General features: G+C 50.4%; 23 protein-coding genes and 1 tRNA gene. 6 read left to right on the top strand and 18 right to left on the bottom strand.

Annotated elements, in window-relative coordinates:
• Window positions 1–18: 18 nt before the first annotated feature.
• The gene (locus LWL52_RS04040) at window positions 19–1,284 is read right to left on the bottom strand and encodes an amidohydrolase (RefSeq protein ID WP_242917165.1); all 1,266 of its coding nucleotides are present in this window, start codon (window positions 1,282–1,284) and stop codon (window positions 19–21) included.
• 41 nt (window positions 1,285–1,325) lie between these two features.
• Window positions 1,326–2,789 (bottom strand): MFS transporter, encoded by a 1,464-nt coding sequence (locus tag LWL52_RS04035; protein WP_242917163.1) that lies wholly within the window; start codon window positions 2,787–2,789, stop codon window positions 1,326–1,328.
• An 84-nt stretch (window positions 2,790–2,873) separates the two neighbouring features.
• Here LWL52_RS04035 and LWL52_RS04030 point away from each other — a divergent pair, with 84 nt between their 5' ends.
• Window positions 2,874–3,038, top strand: a complete 165-nt coding sequence (locus tag LWL52_RS04030; protein WP_242917161.1) for a hypothetical protein — start codon at window positions 2,874–2,876, stop codon at window positions 3,036–3,038.
• Window positions 3,039–3,429: 391 nt separating this feature from the next.
• On the opposite strand, the gene LWL52_RS04025 is transcribed toward LWL52_RS04030, so the two are convergent.
• The 15 genes from LWL52_RS04025 to LWL52_RS03955 all read right to left on the bottom strand — a co-directional run bounded on the left by LWL52_RS04025 (window position 3,430) and on the right by LWL52_RS03955 (window position 15,938).
• Window positions 3,430–3,882: a DoxX family protein gene (locus LWL52_RS04025; RefSeq protein WP_242917159.1), complete on the bottom strand. Its 453-nt coding sequence runs from the start codon at window positions 3,880–3,882 to the stop codon at window positions 3,430–3,432.
• A gap of 20 nt (window positions 3,883–3,902) precedes the next feature.
• A complete protein-coding gene (locus LWL52_RS04020; RefSeq protein WP_242917158.1) occupies window positions 3,903–4,475 on the bottom strand; it encodes a YceI family protein in 573 nt (190 codons plus the stop codon).
• 117 nt (window positions 4,476–4,592) lie between these two features.
• Window positions 4,593–5,255, bottom strand: coding sequence for an NADPH-dependent F420 reductase (locus tag LWL52_RS04015; protein WP_242917155.1), 663 nt, complete (start codon window positions 5,253–5,255; stop codon window positions 4,593–4,595).
• A gap of 106 nt (window positions 5,256–5,361) precedes the next feature.
• Window positions 5,362–5,940, bottom strand: coding sequence for a Crp/Fnr family transcriptional regulator (locus tag LWL52_RS04010; RefSeq protein WP_242917154.1), 579 nt, complete (start codon window positions 5,938–5,940; stop codon window positions 5,362–5,364).
• Between the two features lie 33 nt (window positions 5,941–5,973).
• Window positions 5,974–6,951 carry a ring-cleaving dioxygenase gene (locus LWL52_RS04005; protein WP_242917153.1) on the bottom strand — a complete coding sequence of 326 codons (978 nt, stop codon included), beginning with the start codon at window positions 6,949–6,951 and terminating at the stop codon, window positions 5,974–5,976.
• Window positions 6,952–7,127: 176 nt separating this feature from the next.
• Window positions 7,128–8,078, bottom strand: coding sequence for an adenylate/guanylate cyclase domain-containing protein (locus LWL52_RS04000; RefSeq protein WP_242917152.1), 951 nt, complete (start codon window positions 8,076–8,078; stop codon window positions 7,128–7,130).
• 17 nt (window positions 8,079–8,095) lie between these two features.
• Window positions 8,096–8,398 carry a GNAT family N-acetyltransferase gene (locus tag LWL52_RS03995; protein WP_242917151.1) on the bottom strand — a complete coding sequence of 101 codons (303 nt, stop codon included), beginning with the start codon at window positions 8,396–8,398 and terminating at the stop codon, window positions 8,096–8,098.
• 10 nt (window positions 8,399–8,408) lie between these two features.
• Window positions 8,409–9,038, bottom strand: a complete 630-nt coding sequence (locus tag LWL52_RS03990; RefSeq protein ID WP_242917150.1) for an alpha/beta hydrolase — start codon at window positions 9,036–9,038, stop codon at window positions 8,409–8,411.
• 32 nt (window positions 9,039–9,070) lie between these two features.
• Complete coding sequence (locus tag LWL52_RS03985) at window positions 9,071–9,430, bottom strand: cupin domain-containing protein (protein ID WP_242917149.1); 360 nt, start codon at window positions 9,428–9,430, stop codon at window positions 9,071–9,073.
• A 49-nt stretch (window positions 9,431–9,479) separates the two neighbouring features.
• Window positions 9,480–10,415, bottom strand: a complete 936-nt coding sequence (locus LWL52_RS03980; protein WP_242917148.1) for a ring-cleaving dioxygenase — start codon at window positions 10,413–10,415, stop codon at window positions 9,480–9,482.
• A 72-nt stretch (window positions 10,416–10,487) separates the two neighbouring features.
• Window positions 10,488–11,024, bottom strand: coding sequence for a YceI family protein (locus tag LWL52_RS03975; protein WP_242917147.1), 537 nt, complete (start codon window positions 11,022–11,024; stop codon window positions 10,488–10,490).
• Window positions 11,025–11,975: 951 nt separating this feature from the next.
• A complete protein-coding gene (locus LWL52_RS03970; protein WP_242917146.1) occupies window positions 11,976–13,118 on the bottom strand; it encodes a TIGR03118 family protein in 1,143 nt (380 codons plus the stop codon).
• Between the two features lie 234 nt (window positions 13,119–13,352).
• Window positions 13,353–14,696: a PQQ-dependent sugar dehydrogenase gene (locus tag LWL52_RS03965; RefSeq protein ID WP_242917145.1), complete on the bottom strand. Its 1,344-nt coding sequence runs from the start codon at window positions 14,694–14,696 to the stop codon at window positions 13,353–13,355.
• Window positions 14,697–15,207: 511 nt separating this feature from the next.
• On the bottom strand, window positions 15,208–15,630 hold the full coding sequence (locus LWL52_RS03960) for an EamA family transporter (RefSeq protein WP_242917143.1): 423 nt from the start codon (window positions 15,628–15,630) through the stop codon (window positions 15,208–15,210).
• A 50-nt stretch (window positions 15,631–15,680) separates the two neighbouring features.
• The gene (locus LWL52_RS03955; protein WP_242917141.1) at window positions 15,681–15,938 is read right to left on the bottom strand and encodes a hypothetical protein; all 258 of its coding nucleotides are present in this window, start codon (window positions 15,936–15,938) and stop codon (window positions 15,681–15,683) included.
• A gap of 548 nt (window positions 15,939–16,486) precedes the next feature.
• Between LWL52_RS03955 and LWL52_RS03950 the strand changes: the two genes are divergently transcribed.
• From LWL52_RS03950 to LWL52_RS03930, 5 genes are all read left to right on the top strand, one after another.
• Window positions 16,487–17,578 carry an efflux RND transporter periplasmic adaptor subunit gene (locus tag LWL52_RS03950; protein ID WP_242917138.1) on the top strand — a complete coding sequence of 364 codons (1,092 nt, stop codon included), beginning with the start codon at window positions 16,487–16,489 and terminating at the stop codon, window positions 17,576–17,578.
• A gap of 26 nt (window positions 17,579–17,604) precedes the next feature.
• Window positions 17,605–20,823, top strand: a complete 3,219-nt coding sequence (locus tag LWL52_RS03945) for an efflux RND transporter permease subunit (RefSeq protein WP_242917136.1) — start codon at window positions 17,605–17,607, stop codon at window positions 20,821–20,823.
• Window positions 20,816–22,249, top strand: coding sequence for a TolC family protein (locus LWL52_RS03940; protein WP_242917134.1), 1,434 nt, complete (start codon window positions 20,816–20,818; stop codon window positions 22,247–22,249). The genes LWL52_RS03945 and LWL52_RS03940 overlap by 8 nt, the downstream gene beginning before the upstream one ends.
• Window positions 22,250–22,558: 309 nt before the next feature.
• Window positions 22,559–22,632, top strand: a tRNA-Pro gene (locus tag LWL52_RS03935).
• Window positions 22,633–22,802: 170 nt separating this feature from the next.
• Window positions 22,803–23,171: a VOC family protein gene (locus LWL52_RS03930; RefSeq protein WP_242917132.1), complete on the top strand. Its 369-nt coding sequence runs from the start codon at window positions 22,803–22,805 to the stop codon at window positions 23,169–23,171.
• 76 nt (window positions 23,172–23,247) lie between these two features.
• Here the strand turns inward: LWL52_RS03930 and LWL52_RS03925 are convergent, their stop codons facing one another.
• Entirely contained in the window at window positions 23,248–25,179 is a 1,932-nt protein-coding gene (locus tag LWL52_RS03925) for a KUP/HAK/KT family potassium transporter (RefSeq protein ID WP_242917130.1), read from the bottom strand.
• Window positions 25,180–25,195 lie beyond the last annotated feature (16 nt).

Below are 25,195 nucleotides of genomic sequence, written 5' to 3'. Positions count from 1 at the left end.
CAGATAACCCGAGACAATTTAATTGAACCAGGCTGCGGCGGCTGTTATCATCGCCTGCAAACCGGTTTTCAGGGTGGGGTGTATTACCGGTGCAAATTTAGGTGAATGGTTGCTTGGGATCGTATTTAACTGACTTTTCTTTTTTGCTTCCAGAAATACGGCAGGATCTGTTCCGCCCACAAACCAAAATACATACGGCACTTTCCAATTCCGCCCGAATATACTAAAATCCTCGCTGGCAGAAGCAGGCTGGGTTTCATAAGCCTTATTGCCGAACTCTGCGGCAAAAGCCTGAGCTACTTTGGCTGTAGCTTTGGCATCATTCTCGGTGAGAGGATAACTGTCCAGTTCTGTATATTCAGGGTCTCTTGGGGCATTGGAAGCTGCACATTCGGCACAGCAGATCCGTTTAACCGCAGACAGGATGTGGTCTTTCACGCCATCATTAAACGTGCGGATATTCAGTTTCAGCGTAGCATCTTCGGGGATGATGTTCTCTTTGGTACCGGCCTGCAGGGCACCCACGGTGAGCACTGCATTTTCAATCGGCGCTATCTCCCGCGACACAATGGTTTGTAGCCGCATGGTAGTGGCCGCCGCCATCACTACCGGATCGACGGAGGTTTGCGGCTGCGAGCCGTGTGCCCCACGGCCAAAAAGTTTTACCTTCATGCTGTTACCGGCGGCTAAAATGGTGCCGCTCCGATACCCTACGGTACCCGATTCGCCCACCATCACATGCTGCCCCAGAATAATATCCGGCCTGGGAAAACGCTCCATCATGCCATCGTCTATCATACTTTGTGCCCCACGGCCAATTTCTTCACCGGGCTGAAAAACGGCCATCAGCGTTCCCTCCCACTGGTCACGGTGCTCTGAAAATAACCGGGCAGCGCCCATCAGCCAGGTTACATGCAAATCGTGGCCGCATACATGCGATACGCCAACTTCCACCCCTTCCGGATCGCGGGCAACTTTCGTGCTGGCATACGGCAGGCCCGTGTCCTCTTTCACCGGAAGAGCATCCATATCGGCCCGCAGCATGACAATGGGACCTGCGCCGTTTTGCATCAGACCCACCACACCGGTCCCGCCTACTCCGGTAGTAACGTCAAACCCATACTTGTTTAAATAGTCTGCAGCAATTTTAGCTGTCCGGGTTTCCTGCATTGATAACTCCGGGTGTTGGTGAATATCTTTATAAATCGCCTCCAGCTCAGGGAGCAGCTGGTCAATAAAGCTGTCCATGTTATGATTGATGGTTTTGATCTGAGAAGTTTCCATACCAGTTAAATTTATTTTGAAAGAAAAGTAAATGCGTGTTATTACGATGCTTCTTCGGGGCTGCTCCTGGGGATGGTTAGCAGAATGGCGACAATGGCGACGATGACCATAAAGACGTTGAACAACAGCCCGATACCGGCTGCAAAGCGTACGCCTGCATTATCTGTCCGGCCCATGAACATAGCGGCCAGCGGCGGAGCGCCTTCCCGTTGGCTGAGGCCGTAAAAAATGGCGCCGGAGATGGCCACGCCAAAAGCAGCCCCCAATGAGGACGCCATCTTGTATATGCCCGATGCGGAGCCGGCTTTGTCATCCGGAACGTTACTCAAGGCTGCATCAGTTGAGGGGGTGGCATAAAAGCCAAGCCCTACCCCAAACAAGGTGAAGCCGATAAAGGACGCGATGATGTATTCTTTCGCCAGCAGGAAAGTCAGGCTTGTCAACACGATACCCACGCCCGTGATGCTGCAGCCAAGCAGCATTGGTTTTCTGGGCCCCATTTTCTGAAGTAATTTTTCGCCCACCCGGATGGTACTAAGTATGGCTACCAGATAGCCCACCGTAATTAAACCCGATTGCAGGGAAGACAAACCTGCCTCAGCCTGTACAAGCGCCAGCGAAACAAGCAGTGTTCCGGCAGCACCATTGAGTAAAAAGTTGGAAAGGGATGCGCCTGAAAAAGTACGGTTTTTGAAAAGCGACAGATCCACAAAGCCATTTTCACTTCTGTTTTCTATCCACAAAAAAACAACGGTGGAGATGATGAACACGGCAAAGCCGATCAGAATGGCCGGGCTGATCCAACCCAGGCTAGCGCCTTGCCCGATCACAATATTAATGGCCAGCATGGCGATCACAAAAGCGATGAGCCCTGACCAGTCGAAGGCTTTTTTGTCTGTGGCCTTTGCTTTACTTTCCGGAGTTCCTCTGATCAGGAGGTAGCTGATGACAGCGACAATAACAGATAAAACAAAGATCCAGCGCCACCCCATGGTAGAGGCAACCAACCCGCCAAACAAGGAACAGAAACCCGAGCCGCCCCAGGAACCGATAGACCAGAAGCTGAGTGCCCGCTGCCGGGCTTTTCCTTCGTAGTATGCTTTCATTAGAGCCAGGGTTGCCGGCATGATACAAGCGGCCGAAAGGCCCTGCAGAATCCGCCCGGTTATCAGAAAAACAGCAGTACCCGAAGGGGAGAGCACAATCAAAACGGAGCCGATAACGCTCAGCAGCAGCCCCACATTTGTAAGTTTCACCCTGCCTAGCCTGTCTGCTAACCCGCCGGCCACTACGATGAAAATGCCGGAGAACAGGGCGGTAATACTGACAGCGAGGTTGTTGAGGGTATGGCTGATGTTCAGGTCCTCCTGCATGACAGGAGCAATGTTGAGGGTTGTTTGGGCAAAAAGCCAGAAGGTAATAACGGCCAGGACGATGCCAGCAATAAGTTTATCTGTTCCCTGGTAATGAGCGGTATTTGTTCGGGTCTGCTGGGATGAAGTCATACGCACTTTCTTTATTATCTGAACGTATTTTATTCCAAAACGAACAAGGTAAATTGTAAAAGGTGATGCATTGTTTTACTCCATTTGCCTATTGGGATAGAAAACAATTTCGCTGATTCCACCACGACTGTATTGGGTGTTGCTTTGCCGGCTTTAGGCGGGCGGGCTTTTCTGGAACATAAATGGACCAATGCCTGGAGCAGCCCCATGGGCTATTCGGGGGTGCGCATTTACAACTCGGGTGCGTAGGCAGCGAATACTTTTAAAAATGGCCATTATGCCATTCACAATTTACTTTATAACCCTTTTTCACAATTTCTGGCAGGGGCTGAGCTGCAATGGGGAAAGCGCCATAATTTCAGAGATGGTTTCAGCTCCTCTGACGTCAGGCTGCAGTTTTCAGTCTAATACAGTTTTTCCCACCTGGTGTATAAGAATGTAGTGAAGTAACCACCTATACTTTAAGCATACAGGAGATCAGCTTATTTATCTAAAGTATAAGGCTGCCATAATTTAACAACCGAAATGCCATCTGTTATGGCATAAAATCCAAACGAGGCGAAAGAGGGTTTATACCTTCCTTCGCCTCGCTCGGTTTATTAGTAGTGGCAGAAAAATGCTGCTCACCAGGTTCTTATACTTATTCCACGGAAAGCCTTCTGACGTAAACAGCCCGCAGTAACTTTTGCTGCAACAGGTGGTCGAGGGCATATTTTCCACTTCCCGTTAGCAAAAGCGTCACGTAAGGGATAAGGTAAAGTATGGCCAGTTCTTTCTTGGCAAACGGATCAGCTCCATGTATCAGAAATGCAGCGACCAGCTTGGTAACGATCAGTGGAATAACTGCCAGCCTAGTGCCCAATCCGATCAGAAGAAGCAAGGAGCACACTACCTCGGCAAAAACAGCCAGTGCAAGCGAGCTTGCTGCACTTAGGCCCAGCACTTCAGGGAACTGCACCGGATCACCAGCCATTAGCATTTCCAGTTTAGGTAAACCGTGGGCCAGCATCAGGCCGGCAACAGCTACCCGCACAATCAAAAGCGCCGCATCCAGGTTTTTTGTGCTCTGATAGAGGTTTATCAGCTTTTTCATAATCGCTTTACCTGCTTTCCTTATTGTACAAACTCACCGTCAGCTTTGATGCGAACTTCATCGCTGATCATCGGAGCCGGGAAGCTGCTGCCCAGGTTAAAGTCAGAACGTTTGATGGTACCTGTTACCTGGAAACCAGCTGTCTGCTTTTTGCTCATCGGGTTTTCTACTGTGCCTCTGTACACAAGGTCCATGGTTACGGGTTTGGTAATGCCGTTCAATGTCAGGTTGCCATTTAACTTGTAGCTGTTCTTACCGGCCTTTTTAACTGAAGTACTTTTGTAAGTTAGTTCCGGGTTTTTCTCTGCATTAAAGAAATCGGCACTTTTCAGGTGCTTGTCCCGGTCTTCCACTCGCGTGTTGATAGAGGCTGTTTTTGCTGTCAGTTCAAAGGTGGCGTCGCTAAAATCTGGTTTCTGGGAGGTAACGGTTACATCAAAATCATTGAAGGTTCCGGTCACATCTGAAATGCCCAGGTGCGAAACGGTGAAGCTAAGCTGTGAATGCGCGTCATCATTCTTCCACACACCGTTCAGGGGAGTAAAAGCGGAAAGCGAAAAGAAAGCAAAAACAATAACTAATAACTTTTTCATGTTGGTTTGATTTATATTTAATATGTGAATGTTTGTTCTGAAATATGGTCCCGCCCCTGTTTCCGCGGAAGATCAGGCAGCGCAGGTCGTGACCTGAAGTATAGGGCTTAGAAGTGCTTAGTTGTGCAGGATCTTCCAGCCGGCCAGCCAGTTGTAGTTATACTTGCCGTTGAGCTGAATGAGCAAAAGCTGCATGCGCTCCAAGGTCCCGCTCACCGCCAGGTTACCAGCTACAATAGGGTTAAAACCGGCGGTACTCACCAGCTCTGAAACGGTTTGCAGTGCCTCTTCGTCATTGCCGGCTATAAAGGCATCCGCCTGCTTGCCATCAATCACGGTTGTAGCGAAATCTGCGGCAAACGTGGTGTTGAACGCCTTTACGACTTTGGCATTAGGCAACAGCTTTTGCAGTTCTTCTGCCGCACTGGTATCCGGTGCCGTCACTAACCCGTCGTAAGTATCGTTTAGCGGGTTGGCTATGCTGATCACGATCTTCTGGTTGGCTACTTCCTTTATCTTAGCAGCTACCTCCTGCTCGGCAGCAAAAGGAACTGCTACCACAATGATGTCTGCTTCCCAGGATGCTTCCTTGGAGCAATCCACGACCTCTACTGCAGCTGCCGGAAGGCTGCTTTTTATATCCCCGGCTACGGCCTCCACTTTGCTGCGGTCGTTAGCACACAGGAGCAATCGGTAATTGCCTTTTGCAAGACTTTTTGAAATGGCAGCTCCCATACTTCCGGAGGCACCTATAATGGCGATTGTTTGCGTTGTCTTCATGATATTGAATTTTTAACAATACAAAGTTACCACCCTGCGCTTGCCTGTGCATTGCGGCATGTCAAGAAAAGCCCTTGACATAAGTCAATGAAACGGCAGGAGGAGCTTACCGGCGGTCCGCCATTTTCTTTCTGACCCGGCTCAAGGTTTCGGGAGAAAGGCCTATGTACGAGGCGATCATGTGCTGGGGCACGCGCTGGACAATGTCGGGGTAGGTTTCCGTGAAGCGTGTGTAGCGTTCTTCGGCCGGCAGGCTGATGTTGGAAGTAAGGCGTCTTTGCAGGGCAATGTAGGCTCCTGTTATCAGCAGGCGGATGTAGGTCTCGTATTTAGGCTGCTTTTTCAGGAGCTCTTCATGTGCCGTTTTGGTGATCAGCACCAGTTCGGCATCTTCCAGGGCATCGATGTTATAGGTGGCCGGCTCGCCCGTCAAGAAGCTGAACAGATCGGAGATGATCCAGCCTTCTATTGCAAACTGAATAACGTGCTCACTTCCGTTTTCTATCGCATACTCGCGCAAGGCCCCTTTCTCTACAAAGGCAATGGCTTTACACACATCCTCTTCCTGCAACAGGTATTGCCTTTTCCGAAGTTTTTTAGGCGTGAGATACGCTTTGATCTGCTCCTGTTCCGCAGCAGTTAGCGGCACTTTATCATTAAATTTCTGAAAAAACAGGTCGTACATAGCCAGGCGACAAGAAGAAGATGAATGCTTTGTTTATTCTTTGACAAATTCCTTCGTGCTTCTCACCGTATCGATCGGGCGAACCAGCTTTTCTATCTGCGCGCGTTTGGGCTCTAAGAAAGGCGGCAAAGATAATTTTTCTCCCAGCGTTTCGTAAGGTTCATCGCCCATAAAGCCGGGGCCATCCGTTGCCAGCTCAAATAAGATCTGGGGCGCAACTCTAGTATACAAAGATTCGAAAAAATAACGGTTCACGTACCCCGATGTCGGAAGCCCTATGTTGCTCATGCGCTCGGTCCATTCGTCTAATACGGCACGGTCGGCCACCCGGAATGCGGCATGATGTACCGTACCAAAACCTTGTCGGGCTTCCCGAAGTGCAGGATTATCTTCCACGATCACGGAAGCGCCATTTCCGCCTTCGCCTACTTCAAATAAATGGAAGGATCCTTCCTGTGCCGTTTCTTTAAAGAGGAGCACCTGCTCCAGCATTTGCTTAAAGGCATTAAAGTTGGCAATACGCACAAAAACAGGACCTAAGCTCGTTATAGCATACTCCAGCGGAACAGGCCCTTTTTGCCAGGGCGTGCCTGCTGCAACTCCTTTATTTCCTTCATCTGAAATGAGCTGGTATTGCTGATCATCAAAATCGACGAAAGACAGGCTCTTCTTGCCAAATTGTTCTTTAATGCCGGTATGGCTTACTTTTAACCGATCAAAACGCTTTACCCAGTAGTCCAGGGCAGCATTTGTGGGAACCCGTAAGGAGGTCTTGGAGATCTCATTGGTGCCATGCACTCCCTTCGGAATACCCGGAAAATCAAAGAAAGTCATGTCCGTTCCGGCGCTCCCTTTATCGTCGGCAAAAAACAAATGATAGGTCTGGATATCGTCCTGGTTCACCGTCTTTTTAACTAACCGCATGCCTAAGACATTGGTAATAAAGTCGTAATTCTTTTCCGCGCTGCTGGTAATAGCAGTTACGTGGTGTATTCCTTTTAGCTGGTTCATGTTATTTTCTGTAAAATGTGCTGTCTAATTTTCTAGTAACACGTTGGCTATACTATAGCTTTTGAAAGTATAACTTTTCTGATAACAGGGTATCAGGGCGGTCCGGTTGCTTTTAAATGAAGGTATAAAACAGCAGCACGAACAGCAATCTGATAATGTATAAATGATCCGGTGGCTTACAACTGAATAGCAGCTGCCTGTTTCTTCTCATAAGGTTTTCCGATCAGCTTCACTTCATAGGCATTGCTTACCCCCTTCAGATTCAGGTAGCTGCAACCAACCGAATAGGGCGGGTTCTTTAGTAACCGGTAAGCGATAGCTGAGATCACAAAGCTGTTGTCGAGTTCTTTGGTGGCGGCCTGTAAGCGGGCCGCTATGTTTACGGGGTAGCCCATCACGGTCAGGTTATTGCTTAGCCCGATGCCCACATTTCCGACAATCACTTTGCCCACATGCACGCCAATGCCCACCTCAAAAGTATGGTTAAAGTATGGCCGCATATAGGTGTTGTTAAAGATCTTGATGTCTTCCAGGATCTTTAGCCCCGCCAGCACCGCCGACTCCGCCGCCTGCCTTATTTTACTGTTAAGCCCGAACACGGCATACAAGCCGTCTCCGGCTGTGTCGATTATCTCGCCATCATACCGGGCAATGGCATTGCGGCAAAGCGCAAAGATCCGGCGCATGATGTGAATGACGTCGAAAGGCAGATTGGTTTCAATAAAGGGCGTAAAGTTGCGGATATCGATAAAGAAAAGCGCCATTTTGCGCCGCTCTCCCATCACCGTTGTTGTATTGGCTTCGTTGCTATCGATAAAAATATAACGGTCCGTTTCGTCCCGGATCAGCCGGTGGACCACCACGCTTTCGCCTTTCACAAAAGACTGGCAAGCCAGCCGTACATTATCCGGAAACTTCTTGACGTTTTTGATGGCGCGCTCATAGATCGTGGGCGCCGTAAGCTGCTCCTCTCCTTCCAGTACAAGTACCCGGCAGGTGGTACACTGCCCCTTGCCTCCGCAGGCGTGGTAGTGTGGTATACCGGCAGCCAGTGAGGCCTGCAGCAACGTTTGGCCCTCTTCCACAGGTACCACTTTTTCGCCTTTAAAATTCACATGGCAGGTCATGGGCAGGTACCGTTCTACTATTCGGATGGGATCTTACCGGCGCTATCTTTCACCAGGTGCTGGTATTCCGGGTGCTTTTTGAGATAAGATCGCATGTAAGGGCACAGCGGAATTACCTTTAACTGGCGGGCAGCAATCTGTTCGAGTGCATGTTTGGTCATGGCCGAGGCTATCCCACGGCCTTCGAGTTCTTTGGGCACTTCGGTATGCAGTACGGTCATTACGCCGGGACCTAGCTTATACTCGATCACGGCGGTAAGCCCTTCTACCGTTGCCTCGAACCTCGATTTTTCCGGATTATCCTTTACTTCTATTTCCATAATCTTTATTTTATTTAGATGATGTAAGGAGTTGCCTTGCCAGGTCCAGCTCTTCCTGCAAAATAGTATGCGGCCGGCCCGGGTATATTTTTTTGGTCACGATAGCGCCCAGCTTTTCCATCTCTTTTACCGTTTCTTCTATCCGGCTCACCGGCACGTGCGGGTCCGGGTCTCCGGTCGTGATCAGGACGGGTGTGCCGGCAAAGTCGCCTTTATACTTGCTCGTATCTACCTGCTGCCCGATCAGCCCGCCGGTAAACACCAGCAGGCCGCCATAGCGGCGGGCATTGCGCGTAGCGTATTCCGACGTAAGGCAGGCCCCCTGCGAAAAGCCACCCAGGTATATAGCCTCACTTTTCACACCCTGGTCCAGTATACTTTTTACCAACGCTTCGAGCTGCTCCAGCGCGGAGTCCAGGGCGGGCTGGTTCTGCTCTTCAGGCGCCATAAAGCTGTAGGGATACCAGCTATGGTTGGTTGCCTGCGGGGCCAAGCAGGTAAAATCCTGCACCGGCAGGTAGTTTGCCAGATCAAGTATACTTTGGGCGCTAGCCCCCCGGCCATGCACCAGTATCAGTGCTTTGCCGGTCTCAGACAAGGGTTTTCCTTTGGTGATGATATCCTTCTTATGTGTATACATAGTCACTTTTTATCTATTATGGAAGCCGCCTTTTATTTTAGCGTCACGAAAACCGAACTGCGGGTGGCGGGCTTCAGGTTTCTTGTTTTATGCCCTTTGCCGGTCGTGTCTTCCAGCAGCAGTACCTGCCCTGTCTCAAACTCCCGCTTTTCGCCTAACGACGTTTCTATCTCAATGCCGCCATCCATCAGAAAGAGGTATTGCCGGGCCGGTGCTGTGTGAAAGTCGTAATCATAAGTGGCCACTACTTTCCGGAAAATGATGCTTTCAACATCTTCCGGCTCCGACAAAAACCCGATCTCCCCCTCCGATGCCAGCTGCCGCGAAATGTCCTCAAAGCAACTGTCCCCGTTTTCGTCGGCATACACCCTGGTTATTGCAAAAGCCTCCATATTTAAATCTTTATGTCCTTATTTGAACAGCCACGTTGCTGGCTTAAACTTAGTTCAGGGCAGGTAAAACCGCTTCGATCTCTGCTCTACGGCCTTCGTACTGGGGCGGCAACAACAAACCTGATCCCAGTTTATCCCAAGGCTCGTCTATGCCAAATCCTGGATTGTCGGTGGCAATTTCGAACAGCACCCCACCCGGCTCGCGGAAGTAGAGCGAATAGAAATAGTTGCGGTCTATCTTGTTGGTGATGTTGTAGCCTAGGCCTGCGATCTTCTCCTGGAAATGCATCAGCACCTCTTCGTTCTTCACCCGGAACGCGATATGGTGATTGGTTCCTGCGCCGCCTATCCCGCGCGCTTCGTTTGGCAACTCCACCAGGTCGATAATGTTGGCGGTATCTGCTGCGTCGGTCGCGTACCGGTAGCGGTTGCCGCTCTTCTCTTGAAAAGTATAGCCGAAAATATCGGTCAGTATCTTCGCTGTCTTCTCTTTATTCTGGAGCGTGAGCGTTACGCCATGAAAGCCTCTGGTGGCTACATCGGCCTTTACTTCGTCGGTTTGCCAGGGCGTTCTATTGTCAGGGTTCTTCGGAATGACCAACTCCAGTTTCAGCCCGTCGGGGTCCAGGAACGTGAGGTATTTTTCGCCGAACTTTTCGGAGGGCTTGTTATAGATCACGTTATACTTTTCAAATCGGTCGAGCCAGAAATCGAAGCTGCCATCGGGCACTGCATACGCAATGTTGGTGGCCATGCCGGTGCCGGCACTTCCGCGGCGGGCGCCTTCGTGGGGGAAGAACGTGAGAATGGTGCCGGCGCTGCCCTTTTCATCTCCGAAATAGAAGTGGTAAGTGCCCGGGTCGTCGAAGTTCACGGTTTTCTTGAGCAGTCGCTGACCCAGCACCTGGGTATAAAAATGAAGGTTCTTTTTGGCCATGCCCGCAATAGCAGTTATGTGGTGCAGCCCTACTATCCTGTTTTCCATACTTTCTTTTTTAAGATACGCTCCAAGCAGCAGCGCAAGCTGCTTATACTTTATATGTGCAGCAAAAAGTGCTTACGCCTGTTTTACCAGCTGAATTTCAGCCTGCAACTTGATTTCGTCACTTACCACCACGCTGCCTGCTTCGGTCACCGCATTCCAGGTAAGCCCAAACTCTTTCCGGCTTATTTTACCATTTATGGTAAAACCAGCCTTTGTCTGGCCGTAAGGGTCCACCACGATCCCGCCAAATTCGACATTAATAGTTACGGGTTTGGTTATGTCACGGATAATTAAATCGCCCTGCAGCTTGTAATCCTGGCCGCCCACATGCTCATAGCTTTTGCCTACGAAACGGATCTCGTCATGCTTCTCTACATCAAAGAAATCCGGTGATTTGAGGTGCGTGTCGCGCTGCTCGTTGTTTGTACTGATCGAGTTCACGTCGGCTGTAAAAACAACGGAAGTTACATCCGTAAATGCCTCATCGGCGGTAACGGCTTCGATGTTGAAGTTCTTAAAATAGCCGGTTACAGTCGTGATCATCAAGTGCTTTACTTTAAACTGTACTTCGCTGTGCATCGGGTCTACTACCCATTTAAATTGTGCCATGTTCTTTTCGTTTTTATGGTTTATACTTTGTTAGTGTGCGTCAGCAGGTACTGGTATGCTGTAACGATAAATCAAATGTACGTACATTTAATGTATATACATAGTAATGTTGCAAAAAGTTTCGCATTTCCTGTTATTCACCCGGGTATGGCACTTTAAACTACCGTAAAAGAAGGTGCACATAGCGGCGGCAACCGTGCTGCTTACATCCTGTAACACAGTTAAATAAACATATCAGGTTGCTTGCGAAATTGGTTTGCAGATAATCAAACCAAGAATATTAGCTTAAGTGGGCGATGGGAAGGAAACAAAACAGTAAAAGAGCAGCCTTTGCCGAACAAGCAGGTGATAAAGCAGCTGGGCATGGCTGCTTTGTAATAAAACCCACCAATTAATCTCGGCGGTTTCCTCAAACAGCACTCAGGAGCAAAGGAGCGGCGCTTTTTGTGCACTTGGGTCACCATTGCGGCTCCCTGCCATAAACTAGGGATATAGTCCTTGCAATCAGCGCTCCCATACTACCATTGCTAACACAGGCTGCCAAAAGGCTTGCTTATCTTATTGGTCTACTGTTTCCATTCCCCTTGCGCAACAGTACTCCCTTTTGTGCGAAGCTGGCCTTAATCGGCCAGCAGTCTGTTAGCAGCGAAACCCTATGTAATGCTCCTCTCTTGAAGAAACAGCAGTTCTGTGCCTAACGATCAGCTTTATTGAAAAGCATTATAACGGGAAGCAAAATATGGCAACCTATCCGACAGTAAAAAGCCGCTTCAGCCCGAGCTGAAGCGGCTTTTTACGTGCTATACCTCTTCCCTTACAGTTTACTTAGCAACCTGAATCTCCTCCTTCAGAAACTTTCGTATCATTCTGTTTTTAGGGTATAGCGTAAATTCAGGTGAGTAAGGGTACCTGTAAAGTATAAACATGATCAGGCCGGCAGGCCCTTTCGCATTACTTTTCAGGCGCCAGATAGCCGAAGAGACCATGGGTCTCGTCATCAGGACCTGCGGCAAAATATAGCCTGTTCTGATCTACGCTGCTGGCAGAACTTGGCGGGAACATAATAGCCCAAAGCCCGTCTATGACAAGCGTCTTGCCGCCGGATTTTAGCTGCCCGATGTACTCGCCCCCTGAAGTATACACACTGATATGGCCGTCTCCGAAGTTGCCTACCAGAATGGCATTGTGAGGAGCCTCTATGTCTTTATTTTCATACATCAGAAAGCCGTCCGGCGCCTGCGCCACCCCCCACGGGGCATTGAGCGTGCCTTTGCTGGCAAAGCGGCGAACCAGGTGGCCGTTCGGGGTGTAGATGTCCACGTAGCCGTTGCCGGCGCCGGCAGCTTCTTCCCCGTTGCTTCCTACTTTGGCATACATCACGTACAGTTTATCGCCGATGCTCTGGATGTTAAAGGGAGCATAGCCATCGGGCAGGTCAGGATCTTCGAACTTTTTACCCTCCACCCGCTTAAAATTCGAGTCATATACTTCAATCTTTCTGGATTTGAAGTTTGCCGCATATAGGTAGTTCTTATTGCCGTCTGCAGCCATGGCAAGCCCGGTGTAGGCGGCTTTCGAAGAGTTATCCTTCACCCGCACTGCCTCATCGCCACCGTTCCAGGCAGATATTACCCCATCGGTGCCATCAAAAATGAAGCGGGCCGGATCGCCATTGGGAAGCTTAAACCCGTTTGTGCCGTTGAAGACGATGCCGCTAGGATGGCCTCCTTTAGCGCCATCCGGCGACGGAATAGCCACAGGGCCTCTTAATTCGGTACCGTCGTCTTTGTAAATAAAGCTAAGCCCCGTTCCCTCGGCGTTTGGCCAGATGACGCCCGTTGGGCTGAAGGCGATTCCCCAACCGTTCACAAATTTGGAGTCTACACGCTGCGCATTGTATTCTTTGGACGTGTTTGCCACTAAGTTAACCTGCTTCACTCCTTTCAGGTTTTGTGAGCCTTTGGGAAACAAATCCGGGAACTGGTCCTGAAGTTGGTCGCAGCCTGCGCCTAGCAACAGAATGGTTAGCATCAGAAGGCGGGTGGCCGCGCCACGAAAAGTGGCGAAGCCATATGGGTTAAGTATTTTTTTCATATTGTTTTGAGTTACTGTGAAACGGGAGGGAGCAAGACATAGTAGCGCCCTTTTGTTTTGAATGCACGAATCAGATCAGCACCATAGTAAGAATGAACCGACAATCAGCCGCCAGGGTAGCTGCACGGGAGGGGCCATACATCAGCGGACGGAAGCCACTGTTTTAAGTGAAATAGCATCTGCAAAAAGAAAGAGGCAACGGGCAAATTATGCCCGCTGCCGTGGATGTATCACTTACTCGATTCTGTATACTTTGCCGGTGTTTCCGCTTGGGCCCAGGTTGTCGGTGGTGAGCACGTATAGCTCGCCGGCGTTGTCCTGGCCAAAGCCAAGCAGGTAGTGCCCTAACTCATGATCGGAGGTATTGCTGATAGAAAGCTTGCGACGGCTCCAGTTCGAGGAGTTTGCCGAAGCATGCGAAGCGAAGATCGCGCCGCTCTTTTCTTCGTCGCCCTGCGACCAAACGCCGAACAGATAATCACCGCCCAGGCCGATCACGTTGCTCACGCCCCTGTATACATAGCCGCCGATTACCACCACGCCCAGCCCGCCGGGCACATGTTCGCTGTTGCCGAACTCAATGACCGGATCGATCAGGATGTTGCCCCAGGCATCGGTATCGGGGCAGTCGCTGAGTGGGTGCAGCGGATCGGCTGCGTTAAAGCAATGGCGTCCCTCTTTCACGTTCCAGCCATAGTTGCCGCCTTTTACCACCACGTCCACTTCCTCGTAAAGCTCTTGTCCGGCGTCAGCGGCCACCAGCATACCGGTCAGCTTGTCAAAAGAGAAACGATACGGATTCCGGAAGCCAAAGGCATAGATCTCATCAAGTCCATCCTTGTCCACAAAGGGGTTATCGCTAGGAATGCCGTACGGTGAGCCGTTGTCAACGTCCAGCCGCAGAATATTGCCCTGCAGGTTCTTTTCTATATCCTGGCCGTTGCCACCTTCATTCTTTTTATACCAATCCTCTACGTGGCCCAGGTCCTTGTCGTCTGCGCCGCCGCCATCGCCTATCGAAACGTACAGGTAGCGGTCGGGGCCGAACATGAGGGTACCGGCGTTATGATTCAGCTGCGGGTGATCGTCGATCAGCAGGATCTTTTCCGAAGAGGCATCGGCCACATCCATGTTGCCCGGTGTTACATTAAACTCCGAAACATAGTTGGTGTGGTCGAATCCGTTGGGAGCGGGTCCGCGCAACGGGCCACTGTAATACACATAAAAGCGGCCATTCTGCGCATAATCAGGGTGAAAGGCTAATCCCAGCGTGCCCCTTTCATCATAGCCGGGCTGTATCTGCACCAGTTTGTTCCGCAGATCCAGGAATGGCGTTTCCTGCAACTCCCCGTTTTTGATGACCCGGATCACCCCAATCTGGTCTACCACAAAAAGGCGCTCGTTGTCACCGGGTGCCTGGGTCAGAAATACCGGCGAAGTGAGCCCGGATGCTACTTCTTTCAGTTTTATGGAGTCGCTGTTACCGATCGGAAAATTGTCATCGTCTCTGTCGCAGGCCAACAGAAGCAAGCCCAGGCTTAAAAGCAAAATGTGTTGCAAAGTTTTCTTTGTTTTCATAGAAAAGGATTTTAGTGAAATAATGAAAGTTTAGTGCACTATAGCTGCGGAACGCCTACAAGACGTTAAGGAAGGGCCAGAAGCAGGGGCCGGGTAAGGTGATCGCCGGCTGCTATGAGAGGTGTGGGGCGGATACCTGGAAGGGCATAGTGGTAAGCCGCGGATAATCAGCATCATACCCATCACGAACCAGCGGGCTTGCTGGTTGCCTGGGTTACTTTTTATACGTAAATATTTTTTTAGATTGAAAATCTAGCTAATTATTTGCAGATTTTTTAGATAACGTACTAAAATTCCACGGCCAAGGCCCGCAACTTATAAGGCATAGTATAAACTGCCTGCCGTATATAACAAATCCCATAATATGGCTATATGGCAGTTTTAGCGGTACATGCAGCGGCGTGGTTGCTGCCCGGAAGCGTCGCTATTGGTTGCTTTCCGGGCACGGGGAAGTTCCTGACAACAGCGGGCGCATCAACAGGTAGCTAGGCAGTAACTTTTATACTTCCGTTCACTTCCAGATCAGGATCAGGGTGCCGGCAAGTATGGTTCCCATGCCGAGCAGCAGCCGGGGGGTAAGCGGTTCTTTCAGCAGAAAATAAGAGAGCAATACGGTTATGATAATGCCGGCCCGGTCGATGGTGGCAACGATAGAGACATCCGCTGTTTTCAGGGCTTTAAAGTATAAGATCCAGTACACGGCCGTGCAGGCGCCGGCAAGTATAAACCACATCAGGGTTTTGTTATCGATCGCTTTCAGGCCTTTTAGCCCGCCCGCATACCAGGCATTGACCACCACCATAGCAAACAACACACCCGTCCGTATCACCAGGGCCACATGCTCGTCTGCGCCACCCATTCCCAACTTTGCAAACACCATCGCGACGCCGCCCATGAGCATGGCTATTAACGCATAACTAAGCCAGGGCTCCATGTTCTGTTATAATCGTAAGTTCCATGCTGCAATAGTACAGCATGTTTCCTTTACTGCTGCCAGCAGATATAAAAAATATTTAACTGCCCCAGGTAAGCTGCTGAAAGAAAGTCGGGGTTTGCAGCCACCCGTTCGCTGATCAAATTCTGTGGCAAGGCGCACGATGCTGCGGTATACAGCCGGCCTGCAATAATTAATTTAATTAATATTTGATATTTAAACTTGCCTGTAAAAGCATCCTGATGTAGTATTGCGCTCTGATTGATGAAGACACTCCTAACATACCTCCTCACGCTATGTATGCTCATGTTGAGCGGGTATGGTCATGCGTCTGCTCAAACTCATAACTCCGGCACTTATACTTCTCCCTTAACAAACGGGCATAGCGTTGCACTTGCCAGCGAAAGCTCTCTGCCGGCTGCCCATTATTTTTTCAACCAATCGCACGCACCCGGTTCCAGGAAAGAAAGCCGCAAAAAATTATTGGTAGCTGAAAACAAGGACGAAACAGATGAGTATGGCTTTTTCAAAAAGCTTTTAGAGAGCGGCAATTTCGTTGCGGCTGTTTTGTATGCCTTTACTGTAGGCTTTTTATTCCGTTATGTAACAAAATGCTCTCTTTCGGGCCAGCATTTACCGCATCTTACCGCCTATAGGTGGCATATCAATATCCAGGTATTCCGGCTATAGTATAATTCCGGCAGGCAATCCTTCGTGCCTGCTCCTCCCCTCTTATTTGTAAATGCCCATCAACCGGTAGCCCAGCGCTAAAGCGGTTGCGCATTCCTGTTGTATTTTATCCCCCTTTCAAAATAATCATCAACCAATAGTTATACTTTAAAAAGCCAAAGTGATCATGAAGAGAATTCTGATGCTAATGGGCTCGTGTGCCTTCCTGTGCCATACCAGCTGTACATCAACCAAAGGAGAAGAAGAAAAACCCGCAGAAACGCAGTTTTCGGTTACCAACCCCATGAAGATGGATACAACCATCACAGATGACTATGTGTGCCAGATCCATTCCATCAACCACATTGAACTGCGGGCCCAGGAAAAAGGCTACCTGCAGAAAATTTTTGTAGACGAAGGGCAGCACGTGCGCAAAGGACAGCTCCTGTTCCAGATCATGCCCAATTTATACCAGGCCGAACTGCAAAAAGCACAGGCGGAGGTCAGTTTTGCCCAGATAGAATACCAGAACACCGCTTCCCTTTCGAGCAAAAATGTGGTGGCACCAAGCGAGGTGGCCATGGCCAAGGCTAAGCTCGACAAAGCCAAAGCAGAGTTAGCCCTGGCAAAGGTGCACCTGCAATTCACCGAGATCCGGGCCCCGTTCGATGGCATCATCGACCGTTTTCATGTACGGCCCGGCAGCCTCGTAGACGAGGGCGAACTCCTAACCGAGCTTTCGGACAACAGCAAAATGTGGGTATACTATAACGTGCCGGAGGCCGAGTACCTGGATTACGAGACAAGTATAACACAGGCCGACAGCGCCCGGAAAGTGAACCTGCTAATGGCTAACAACAAGCTGTTTAAGTATGCGGGCGTGGTGGAAACCATTGAAGCCAATTTCAACAACGAAACCGGCAACATTCCTTTCCGGGCCACCTTCCCCAACCCCGACGGGCTGTTACGGCACGGCGAAACAGGCAATATCCGCATGGGTATTCCGCTGAAAAATGCCCTGCTCATTCCCCAGAAAGCCACCTTCGAAGTACTTGAAAAGAAGTATGTGTATGTGCTGGATAAAAACAACGTGCTCCGGTCCAGAGAGATCACGGTAGGCGCGGAAATGCCGCACCTTTACGCGGTGCAAAGTGGCCTGGCCGAGCATGACAGGATCCTGCTGGAAGGCCTGCGGCTGGTACATGAAAACGAAAAGATACACGCCAATTTTGTCTCGCCCGGTCAAGTTATTTCTCACCTGGAATTATATGCGGAGTAATCCAAGATTCCCAAAAAGCAGAAGACATGTTTAGTAAGTTTATACACCGACCCGTATTTGCCATTGTCATATCGGTCGTGATCGTTTTTATAGGTGGCCTGGCAATCAAAAAGCTGCCTATTTCCCAATTCCCCGACATTGCGCCCACCACGGTAAACATTTTTATTGCCTACCCGGGCGCCAGTGCCGATGTACTGGTTAACTCCACCCTTATTACGCTGGAGCAGGCCATTAATGGCGTAGAAGGGATGCGCTACATTGCAACGGATGCCACCAGTGCCGGTGAGGCAACCCTCCGGATTATTTTTGAACCGGGCACCGACCCTAATGATGCGGTGGTGCGGGTGAAAACGCGGGTGGACCAGGTCATGCCGCTGCTGCCCGAACTGGTGCAACGCGAAGGCGTGGTAATCACCCCTGTTCAGCCAAGTATGCTCATGTATGTCAACCTCTATTCCAAGGAAAAGAGCATCGACGAGAAGTTCCTCTTCAACTACGCCACCGTGAAAATGATCCCGGAAATTCAACGGATCAAAGGCGTAGCCCGGGCCCAGATATTGGGTAGCCGCCGGTATGCCATGCGTGTGTGGCTGAACCCGGACCGGATGCGGGCCTATAATATCTCGGTAGAAGACGTGATGGATGCCCTGGCAGAACAAAGTATCATCGGCCGCCCGGGCCGCCTGGGTCAAAGCTCGGGTATAGCCGCCCAGTCGCTGGAATACGTGCTCACTTATAAAGGCCGCTACAACAAGCCGGTCGAGTACGAAGGCATCATTATCCGGGCCAATGCCGAAGGGGAAAGCATCCGCCTCAAAGACATTGCCACCGTAGAGCTGGGCAGTGAATTTTTCGACATTTACTCGAACCTGAATGGCCAGCCCTCTGCCGCCATTGTGTTAAAGCAGAACTACGGCAGTAATGCCAGTGATGTGATTGCAGACGTGAAAGCCCGGCTGGATATCATGAAACAATCTTTCCCGCCAGGTGTGGACTACAAGATCAGTTACGACGTGTCGCAGTTCCTGGATGCCTCCATCGAGCAGGTGCTCCATACGTTAAGAGACGCGTTTATACTTGTAGCGCTGGTGGTTTTCATTTTCCTGGGCGACTGGCGTTCTACCCTGATCCCGATCCTGGCGGTGCCGGTGTCGCTGGTAGGGGCCTTCTTTGTGATCCAGCTCTTTGGGCTTTCCATTAACCTGATCACCTTGTTCGCGCTGGTACTGGCCATTGGTATTGTGGTGGATAATGCCATTGTGGTGGTGGAGGCGGTGCACGCCAAGATGGAGGAAACAAACCTCTCCCCTTACCGGGCAACGATTGAAGTACTGCGTGAGATCGGGGGCGCCATTATCGCTATCACGCTGGTAATGACGGCGGTATTCATCCCGCTTTTATTTATGTCTGGACCGGTGGGTATTTTCTACCGCCAGTTCTCTATTACCATGGCCAGCTCTATCGTGATTTCGGCTGTGATCGCCCTGACGCTGACCCCGGTGCTGTGCGCCATGCTGTTGAAGAATAACCATGGGAAGCCGAAGAAGAAAAACCCATTAACAAAAGCGCTGGATGGTTTTAACAACGGGTTCGAAAAACTGACCGGCCGATATGTTTGGTTGCTACGCGCAATTGTAAGCAGAAGAACACTTACGTGGGGCATCCTGCTGGCCTTTGGTGTCGGTATCTTCTTTGAGAACAAAATTTTGCCGGCAGGCTTTATTCCGAACGAAGACCAGGGTACGATTTACGCCATTGTGCAAACGCCTCCGGGCTCAACGCTGGAAACCACCAACCAGGTATCGCAGAAGCTGCAGCAGATCTGCCAGAAAATTGAAGGTGTGGAATCGGTGTCGTCGCTGGCCGGTTACGAGATCATGACCGAAGGGCGCGGATCGAATGCCGGTACCTGTCTGATCAACCTGAAAAGCTGGTCTGACCGCAAGCATACCGTGAAAGAGATCATGGAAGAGCTGGAAGAGAAATCAAAAGGGCTGGGTGCCGTGGTCGAGTTCTTTGAGCCGCCGGCCATTCCGGGCTTCGGTTCTTCGGGTGGTTTCTCGATGCGTTTGCTGGATAAAAACTCGGATACAGACTACCATGAGTTCGATAAGATCAACAAAGAGTTCATGGCCAACCTGGCCAAACGCAAGGAGCTCACCGGTTTGTTTACCTTCTTTGCCGCCAATTACCCGCAGTATGAACTGGAGATCGACAACAATCTGGCCATGCAAAAAGGAGTGACGATCAGCAAGGCCATGGAAAACCTGAACATCCTGATCGGCAGCACCTATGAGCAAGGTTTTATCAAGTTTAACCAGTTCTTTAAAGTATACGTGCAGTCCGACCCTAAATTCAGAAGGCTGCCATCGGATATCTTAAACCTGTATGTGAAGAATGACCAGGGAGAAATGGTGCCTTACTCGGCCTTTATGAAGCTGAAGAAAACGCAGGGACCAAACGAAGTTACCCGCTTTAACCTCTACAACTCCGCCGCGATCCAAGGCCTTCCGGCCAAAGGCTATACTACTGCAGATGCCATCCATGCCGTACAGGAAGTTGCCGCCAAGACCCTGCCCAGAGGGTATGATATTGCGTGGGAAGGTCTTTCTTACGATGAATCCACCCGTGGAAATGAGTCGCTTTATGTGTTCATCGTTGTACTGTTGTTCGTCTACTTCGTGCTGGCAGCCCAGTACGAGAGCTTTATCATCCCGTTTGCGGTGGTGCTCTCGTTGCCGGTCGGGATCTTTGGTTCGTTTTTGCTGCTGAAGCTGATGGGGCTGGAGAACAACATTTATGCGCAGGTAGGTATGATCATGCTGGTGGGCTTGTTAGGTAAAAACGCCGTACTGATCGTGGAGTTTGCCGTGCAGAAGCGCCTGCAGGGCTATACGATACTGGAAGCCGCCATTGAAGGTGCCAAAGTGCGCTTCCGCCCGATCCTGATGACCTCGTTTGCGTTTGTGGCCGGCCTGACCCCGCTGATCGTGGCCACCGGCGCAGGCGCAATCGGGAACCGCACCATTGGCGCTTCTGCCCTGGGCGGGATGTTGTTCGGTACCATTTTTGGCGTCGTGATCATCCCGGGTTTATACTACATATTCGCTAAAATGGCCGACGGCCGTCACCTGATCAGGGACGAGCATGAAACCCCGCTCACAGAAGATTACGACTATGCCAGTGAGAGTTTTCCTCACATTCAAAGAAATGTCCTGATCGAAGAAAATGAAAATCATGTATAAAAAACTAGTATACCAAAGCCTTGGAGTTGCGTTTGCTGCGCTAACTTTCTCGGCTTGTAAAACGCCCGCTGTCGTTGAGAAAACAGTAAACACACCGGTTCCTGCGAGTTACAACAACTCGCAGGATACCACCAATACCGCACAGGTGCAGTGGAAACAGTATTTTACTGATCCTTACCTGAGTGCCCTGATCGATACGGCCCTGCAGCACAACCAGGAGCTGAACATCACCTTGCAGGAAATCGAGGTTGCTAAAAACGAAGTAAGGGCCACGAAAGGTGAGTACCTGCCCGCGGTGGGCGTGCGCGGGGCAGCCGGCGTAGATAAGGTGGCCCGGTATACCAACATTGGCGCCATGGAGGCGAACACCAACATAGACCGGGATAAAGAAATGCCCGAGCCCCTCCCCGATTTCCTGGTGGGCGCCTATGCTACGTGGGAGGTGGATATCTGGAACAAGCTGCACAATGCAAATAAAGCAGCGGTGGCCCGGTACCTGTCGTCGGTAGAGGGGAAAAACTTTATGGTGACCAACCTGGTGTCTGAGATCGCCAACTCCTACTATGAATTACTGGCCCTCGACAACCAACTGGCTATTGTGCAGCAGAACATCGGCATTCAGACCAACGCCCTGGAAACCGTAAAGCTGCAGAAGCAGGCTGCCAAGGTAACGGAGCTGGCTGTGCGCAAGTTTGAGGCGGAGCTGCTCAGCACGCAGAGCCTGCAGTATGAGATCGCGCAAAAGATCACTGAAACGGAGAACAGGCTCAACTTCCTGCTGGGCCGCTACCCGCAACCTATCCAGCGCAGCACACAGCCTTTGATCGACATGGTGCCCGAACGCATGCAGGCCGGCATACCGGCGCAACTGTTGCAGAACCGCCCCGACATCAAACAGGCTGAACTGGATCTGGCTGCGGCCAGGCTGGATGTAAAAGTAGCTAAAGCGCGGTTTTATCCGTCCATTGGCATCACGGCAGGCATCGGCTTCCAGGCATTTAACCCGTCTTACCTGATCAAGTCGCCCGAGTCGTTGCTATACTCGCTGGCTGGGGACTTAACTGCCCCGCTCATCAACCGGAATGCCATTAAGGCAACGTACTTCAGCGCCAACGCAAAGCAGATACAGGCAGTTTACAACTACGAACGCGCCGTGCTGAATGCGTACATCGAGGTGGCCAATCAGCTCGCCAGGAACCAGAACCTGGCGAAAAGCTACGACTTAAAAGCCCGGCAGGTGGAGGCACTTACCCAATCAATTTCGATCTCAAACGACCTTTTCCGTTCGGCCAGGGCCGACTATATGGAGGTGCTCCTGACCCAGCGCGATGCTCTGGAATCGAAGTTTGAGTTGATCGAAACCAAAATGCAGCAGATGAGCGCCCGGGTTACTATTTACCGGGCCTTGGGTGGTGGATGGAATTAACCCGTTGCTGAAAAGCTGCTTTTAAGCTATCCGCAAGTATGCGGGGCTATTACGCAAAGCGCCCTTTTACAACTCTTGTAAAAGGGCGCTTTTTATTCCTCCCAATGCGGCGGTTTTTAAACCAGGATAACTGCTGCCTGCCGCAATTGCGCTTCGCCCGAAATCTTCGATTTATTCAGATAAAATAAGATTTTTGGGCTTACCAAAATTTTCAAATGATTGGTAAAATATTCCGAAATATGTACATTTGTGAACGCTTAAAGTATGAACGCCTTGTGAAGAACTGATTCCTTGGATGTTATACTTACCCGGGGTGTAGCGTAGCCTGGTATCGCGCCAGCATGGGGTGCTGGAGGTCGTGGGTTCGAATCCCGCCACTCCGACGAAAAGGTCTTTTACAGTTTGTAGAAGGCCTTTTTTCTTTTTAGCCCAGTTGGAGACTTGAAGCCATTTATTTCACTCTCCTTCTCGTTTTATACTGAACATAATATATCACATCTTTTACACAGCGCACTCTCAACTTTTCTCATTTAAATCAGCTAACTAAAAAACTATGACCTACCAGCCAAAAGCACTTCGCCCGTTTGTGGGCGCAAAAGATTACCAGGAATCACGGGAATTCTACCGCGCCCTTGCCTTTGAGGAAGTTATACTTAATGACAAGATGAGCCTGTTTAAGGTATCTGAAACGCTAAGCTTTTATTTGCAGGACTATTATGTGGAAGAGTGGGTAAATAATTCGATGGTGTCGTTGGAAGTAGACGACATTGCAAAATGCGCGGCAGAACTGCAGGGAAAAAATTTGCAGCAGCAATACAAAGGCGTACGGTTTACAGAAATCAAGCTTCAGGATTGGGGTAAAGAGTTCTTTATGAATGACCCATCCGGGGTGTTATGGCATTTTTGTGAGTTTAACAACTAGCTCGCTATACTTTGCTATAAGCCAGGACTAATGATCAGAAAGCCCTTTTGCACAGCCTCGGGTGGCTGTTTTTAAGCTACTTGATGCGTTTAAGCTCCGGCAGATCGACAGGTCTGATAATGATGGGTACTTTCTCCACGGTCACATCGCTGGTGTCCAGCCCGAACCATTCGGTTTCGGAGGGTAAGAATTGCTTTATGAAATAATACATCTCCATGATGCGCTGCTCTTTAAAAGGTAGGTCATTTTCGTAGGAAAGGAATTTCTCGAGCACGACAAACCGGAAATCACCAATTACATTATGCCGGCTGAGCGATTCGTAGCGGCTGGTAATATCTACTTCGCCCTGGCGTACAAGTTCCTCGACCACTTTGCGGAAAAACAGGTTAATGCGCTGTTCTACCCGGAAGCCCAGCATAAAATCAATGCGCACCACGTCGGCAGGTTCGATGATCCGGACCTTGTATTCCATGGTATAAGGGCTGTCGGTGGTGTTGACATGCAAAAACCAGTAAATATCAGCCCGCTTCGGCCTCTTCTGAAATATAGAATACATGATCTTGCTTTCTATTTCCCGTGGATGCTGCGCACTTGTCATGTAGATCAGGTGGGTGGCATACTTGGGCACCGATTTATCTGTGCTTAGCTCCTTGAGGGCGGGCAGGTACTTTTTTAAGCGGACATCTTCGGTTAGCCGGCGCTTAATATCGAAGGCTTTGATCCAGACATACATCACACTGAGCAAAAGGCTAGCCATCAGGAGCGAAACCCAGCCACCGTGCGGAAACTTTTCGAGGTTGGCAAAGAGAAACGAGCCTTCCAGCAGCAAATAAAAGCAAAAGACCATGATCGCAATGCCCGCCACTTTCACTCTGGCATAGAGGAAGTAACTTAACAGAATGGTAGTTGAGATCATGGCCAGCGTAATAGCCAGGCCATATGCCGCTTCCATGTTAGCCGACTCCCGGAAGTGTAGCACGATGCCCACACAGCCGATCCATAAGAGCCTGTTTATACTTGGTACAAAGAGCTGCCCCTGCAGGTTGGTAGGGAACATAATTTTGACCTTGGGCCAGAGATTCAGTCGCGTTGCCTCGCTGATCAGGGTGAAAGACCCGCTGATAAGCGCCTGGCTGGCAATGATGGCGGCCACGGTAGCAATGCTGATCCCGATCAGCAGGAACCAGCCGGGCATCAGCCCATAAAAGGGGTTGGTTTGCACGCGTTCTCCCTCCTGCTGCATTAGCCAGGCGCCCTGCCCAAAATAATTCAGCAGCAAACAGGTTTTCACAAATATCCAGCTAACCCGAATGTTGGGCCTGCCGCAATGCCCCAGGTCGGAGTACAAGGCTTCGGCTCCGGTGGTGCACAGAAATACAGCCCCTAATAGCCAGAAGCCGCCCGGGTAGTTTACCAGCAGCTCGTAAGCAAACATGGGGTTTAAAGCATGCAGGACAGCCGGGTGGTACAGGATGGAGGCGGCTCCCAAAATGCCCAGCATACTGAACCACAACAACATAACCGGCCCGAATATTTTACCCACCACCTGGGTGCCAAAGCTTTGCAACAGGAAAATACCCGTAATGATGGCTATCACGATGGGCACGGTTGGCAGATGGGGATAAAGAATACGCAAGCCTTCTATAGCAGAAGCCACCGAAATAGGAGGCGTAATGATGCCGTCAGCCAGCAAAGCGGCGCCGCCGATCATGGCCGGGATCACCAGCCAGGTAGCCCGCCGCCGGATCAGGGTATACAGCGAGAAAATGCCCCCTTCCCCGTTGTTGTCGGCTTGCAGGGTTAAGATGACATACTTTACGGTAGTCTGCAGCGTAAGCGTCCAGAAAACACATGAAATGCCTCCATACACCAGCACCTGGCTAATTGGCCTGTTGCCTACAATGGCCTTCATCACGTAAAGCGGGGAGGTCCCGATATCACCATAAATAATACCCAGCGCAACGAGTAATCCTGCTCCGGTAACGGCCCTGGTATTGGTATTGCTCATATTGGTCCACGTTGTA

It is taken from the genome of Pontibacter liquoris (assembly GCF_022758235.1).
GTDB lineage: Bacteria > Bacteroidota > Bacteroidia > Cytophagales > Hymenobacteraceae > Pontibacter > Pontibacter liquoris.
The sequence above is the reverse complement of the archived record's forward strand: the minus strand, read 5'-3'. Positions and strand labels throughout refer to the sequence as shown.

Coding starts and splice junctions, on each gene's coding strand:
- LWL52_RS04010 (WP_242917154.1), bottom strand. CDS start 5,940: ATGTACGACCTGTTTTTTCAGAAATTTAATGATAAAGTGCCGCTAACT.
- LWL52_RS03925 (WP_242917130.1), bottom strand. CDS start 25,179: ATGAGCAATACCAATACCAGGGCCGTTACCGGAGCAGGATTACTCGTT.
- LWL52_RS03985 (WP_242917149.1), bottom strand. CDS start 9,430: ATGGAGGCTTTTGCAATAACCAGGGTGTATGCCGACGAAAACGGGGAC.
- LWL52_RS03955 (WP_242917141.1), bottom strand. CDS start 15,938: ATGAGCATACATAGCGTGAGGAGGTATGTTAGGAGTGTCTTCATCAAT.
- LWL52_RS03995 (WP_242917151.1), bottom strand. CDS start 8,398: ATGGAAATAGAAGTAAAGGATAATCCGGAAAAATCGAGGTTCGAGGCA.
- LWL52_RS04040 (WP_242917165.1), bottom strand. CDS start 1,284: ATGGAAACTTCTCAGATCAAAACCATCAATCATAACATGGACAGCTTT.
- LWL52_RS04035 (WP_242917163.1), bottom strand. CDS start 2,789: ATGACTTCATCCCAGCAGACCCGAACAAATACCGCTCATTACCAGGGA.
- LWL52_RS03990 (WP_242917150.1), bottom strand. CDS start 9,038: ATGTATACACATAAGAAGGATATCATCACCAAAGGAAAACCCTTGTCT.
- LWL52_RS03945 (WP_242917136.1), top strand. CDS start 17,605: ATGTTTAGTAAGTTTATACACCGACCCGTATTTGCCATTGTCATATCG.
- LWL52_RS04005 (WP_242917153.1), bottom strand. CDS start 6,951: ATGAACCAGCTAAAAGGAATACACCACGTAACTGCTATTACCAGCAGC.
- LWL52_RS03930 (WP_242917132.1), top strand. CDS start 22,803: ATGACCTACCAGCCAAAAGCACTTCGCCCGTTTGTGGGCGCAAAAGAT.
- LWL52_RS04025 (WP_242917159.1), bottom strand. CDS start 3,882: ATGAAAAAGCTGATAAACCTCTATCAGAGCACAAAAAACCTGGATGCG.
- LWL52_RS04020 (WP_242917158.1), bottom strand. CDS start 4,475: ATGAAAAAGTTATTAGTTATTGTTTTTGCTTTCTTTTCGCTTTCCGCT.
- LWL52_RS03965 (WP_242917145.1), bottom strand. CDS start 14,696: ATGAAAACAAAGAAAACTTTGCAACACATTTTGCTTTTAAGCCTGGGC.
- LWL52_RS03980 (WP_242917148.1), bottom strand. CDS start 10,415: ATGGAAAACAGGATAGTAGGGCTGCACCACATAACTGCTATTGCGGGC.
- LWL52_RS04000 (WP_242917152.1), bottom strand. CDS start 8,078: ATGACCTGCCATGTGAATTTTAAAGGCGAAAAAGTGGTACCTGTGGAA.
- LWL52_RS03940 (WP_242917134.1), top strand. CDS start 20,816: ATGTATAAAAAACTAGTATACCAAAGCCTTGGAGTTGCGTTTGCTGCG.
- LWL52_RS03970 (WP_242917146.1), bottom strand. CDS start 13,118: ATGAAAAAAATACTTAACCCATATGGCTTCGCCACTTTTCGTGGCGCG.
- LWL52_RS04015 (WP_242917155.1), bottom strand. CDS start 5,255: ATGAAGACAACGCAAACAATCGCCATTATAGGTGCCTCCGGAAGTATG.
- LWL52_RS03950 (WP_242917138.1), top strand. CDS start 16,487: ATGAAGAGAATTCTGATGCTAATGGGCTCGTGTGCCTTCCTGTGCCAT.
- LWL52_RS03960 (WP_242917143.1), bottom strand. CDS start 15,630: ATGGAGCCCTGGCTTAGTTATGCGTTAATAGCCATGCTCATGGGCGGC.
- LWL52_RS03975 (WP_242917147.1), bottom strand. CDS start 11,024: ATGGCACAATTTAAATGGGTAGTAGACCCGATGCACAGCGAAGTACAG.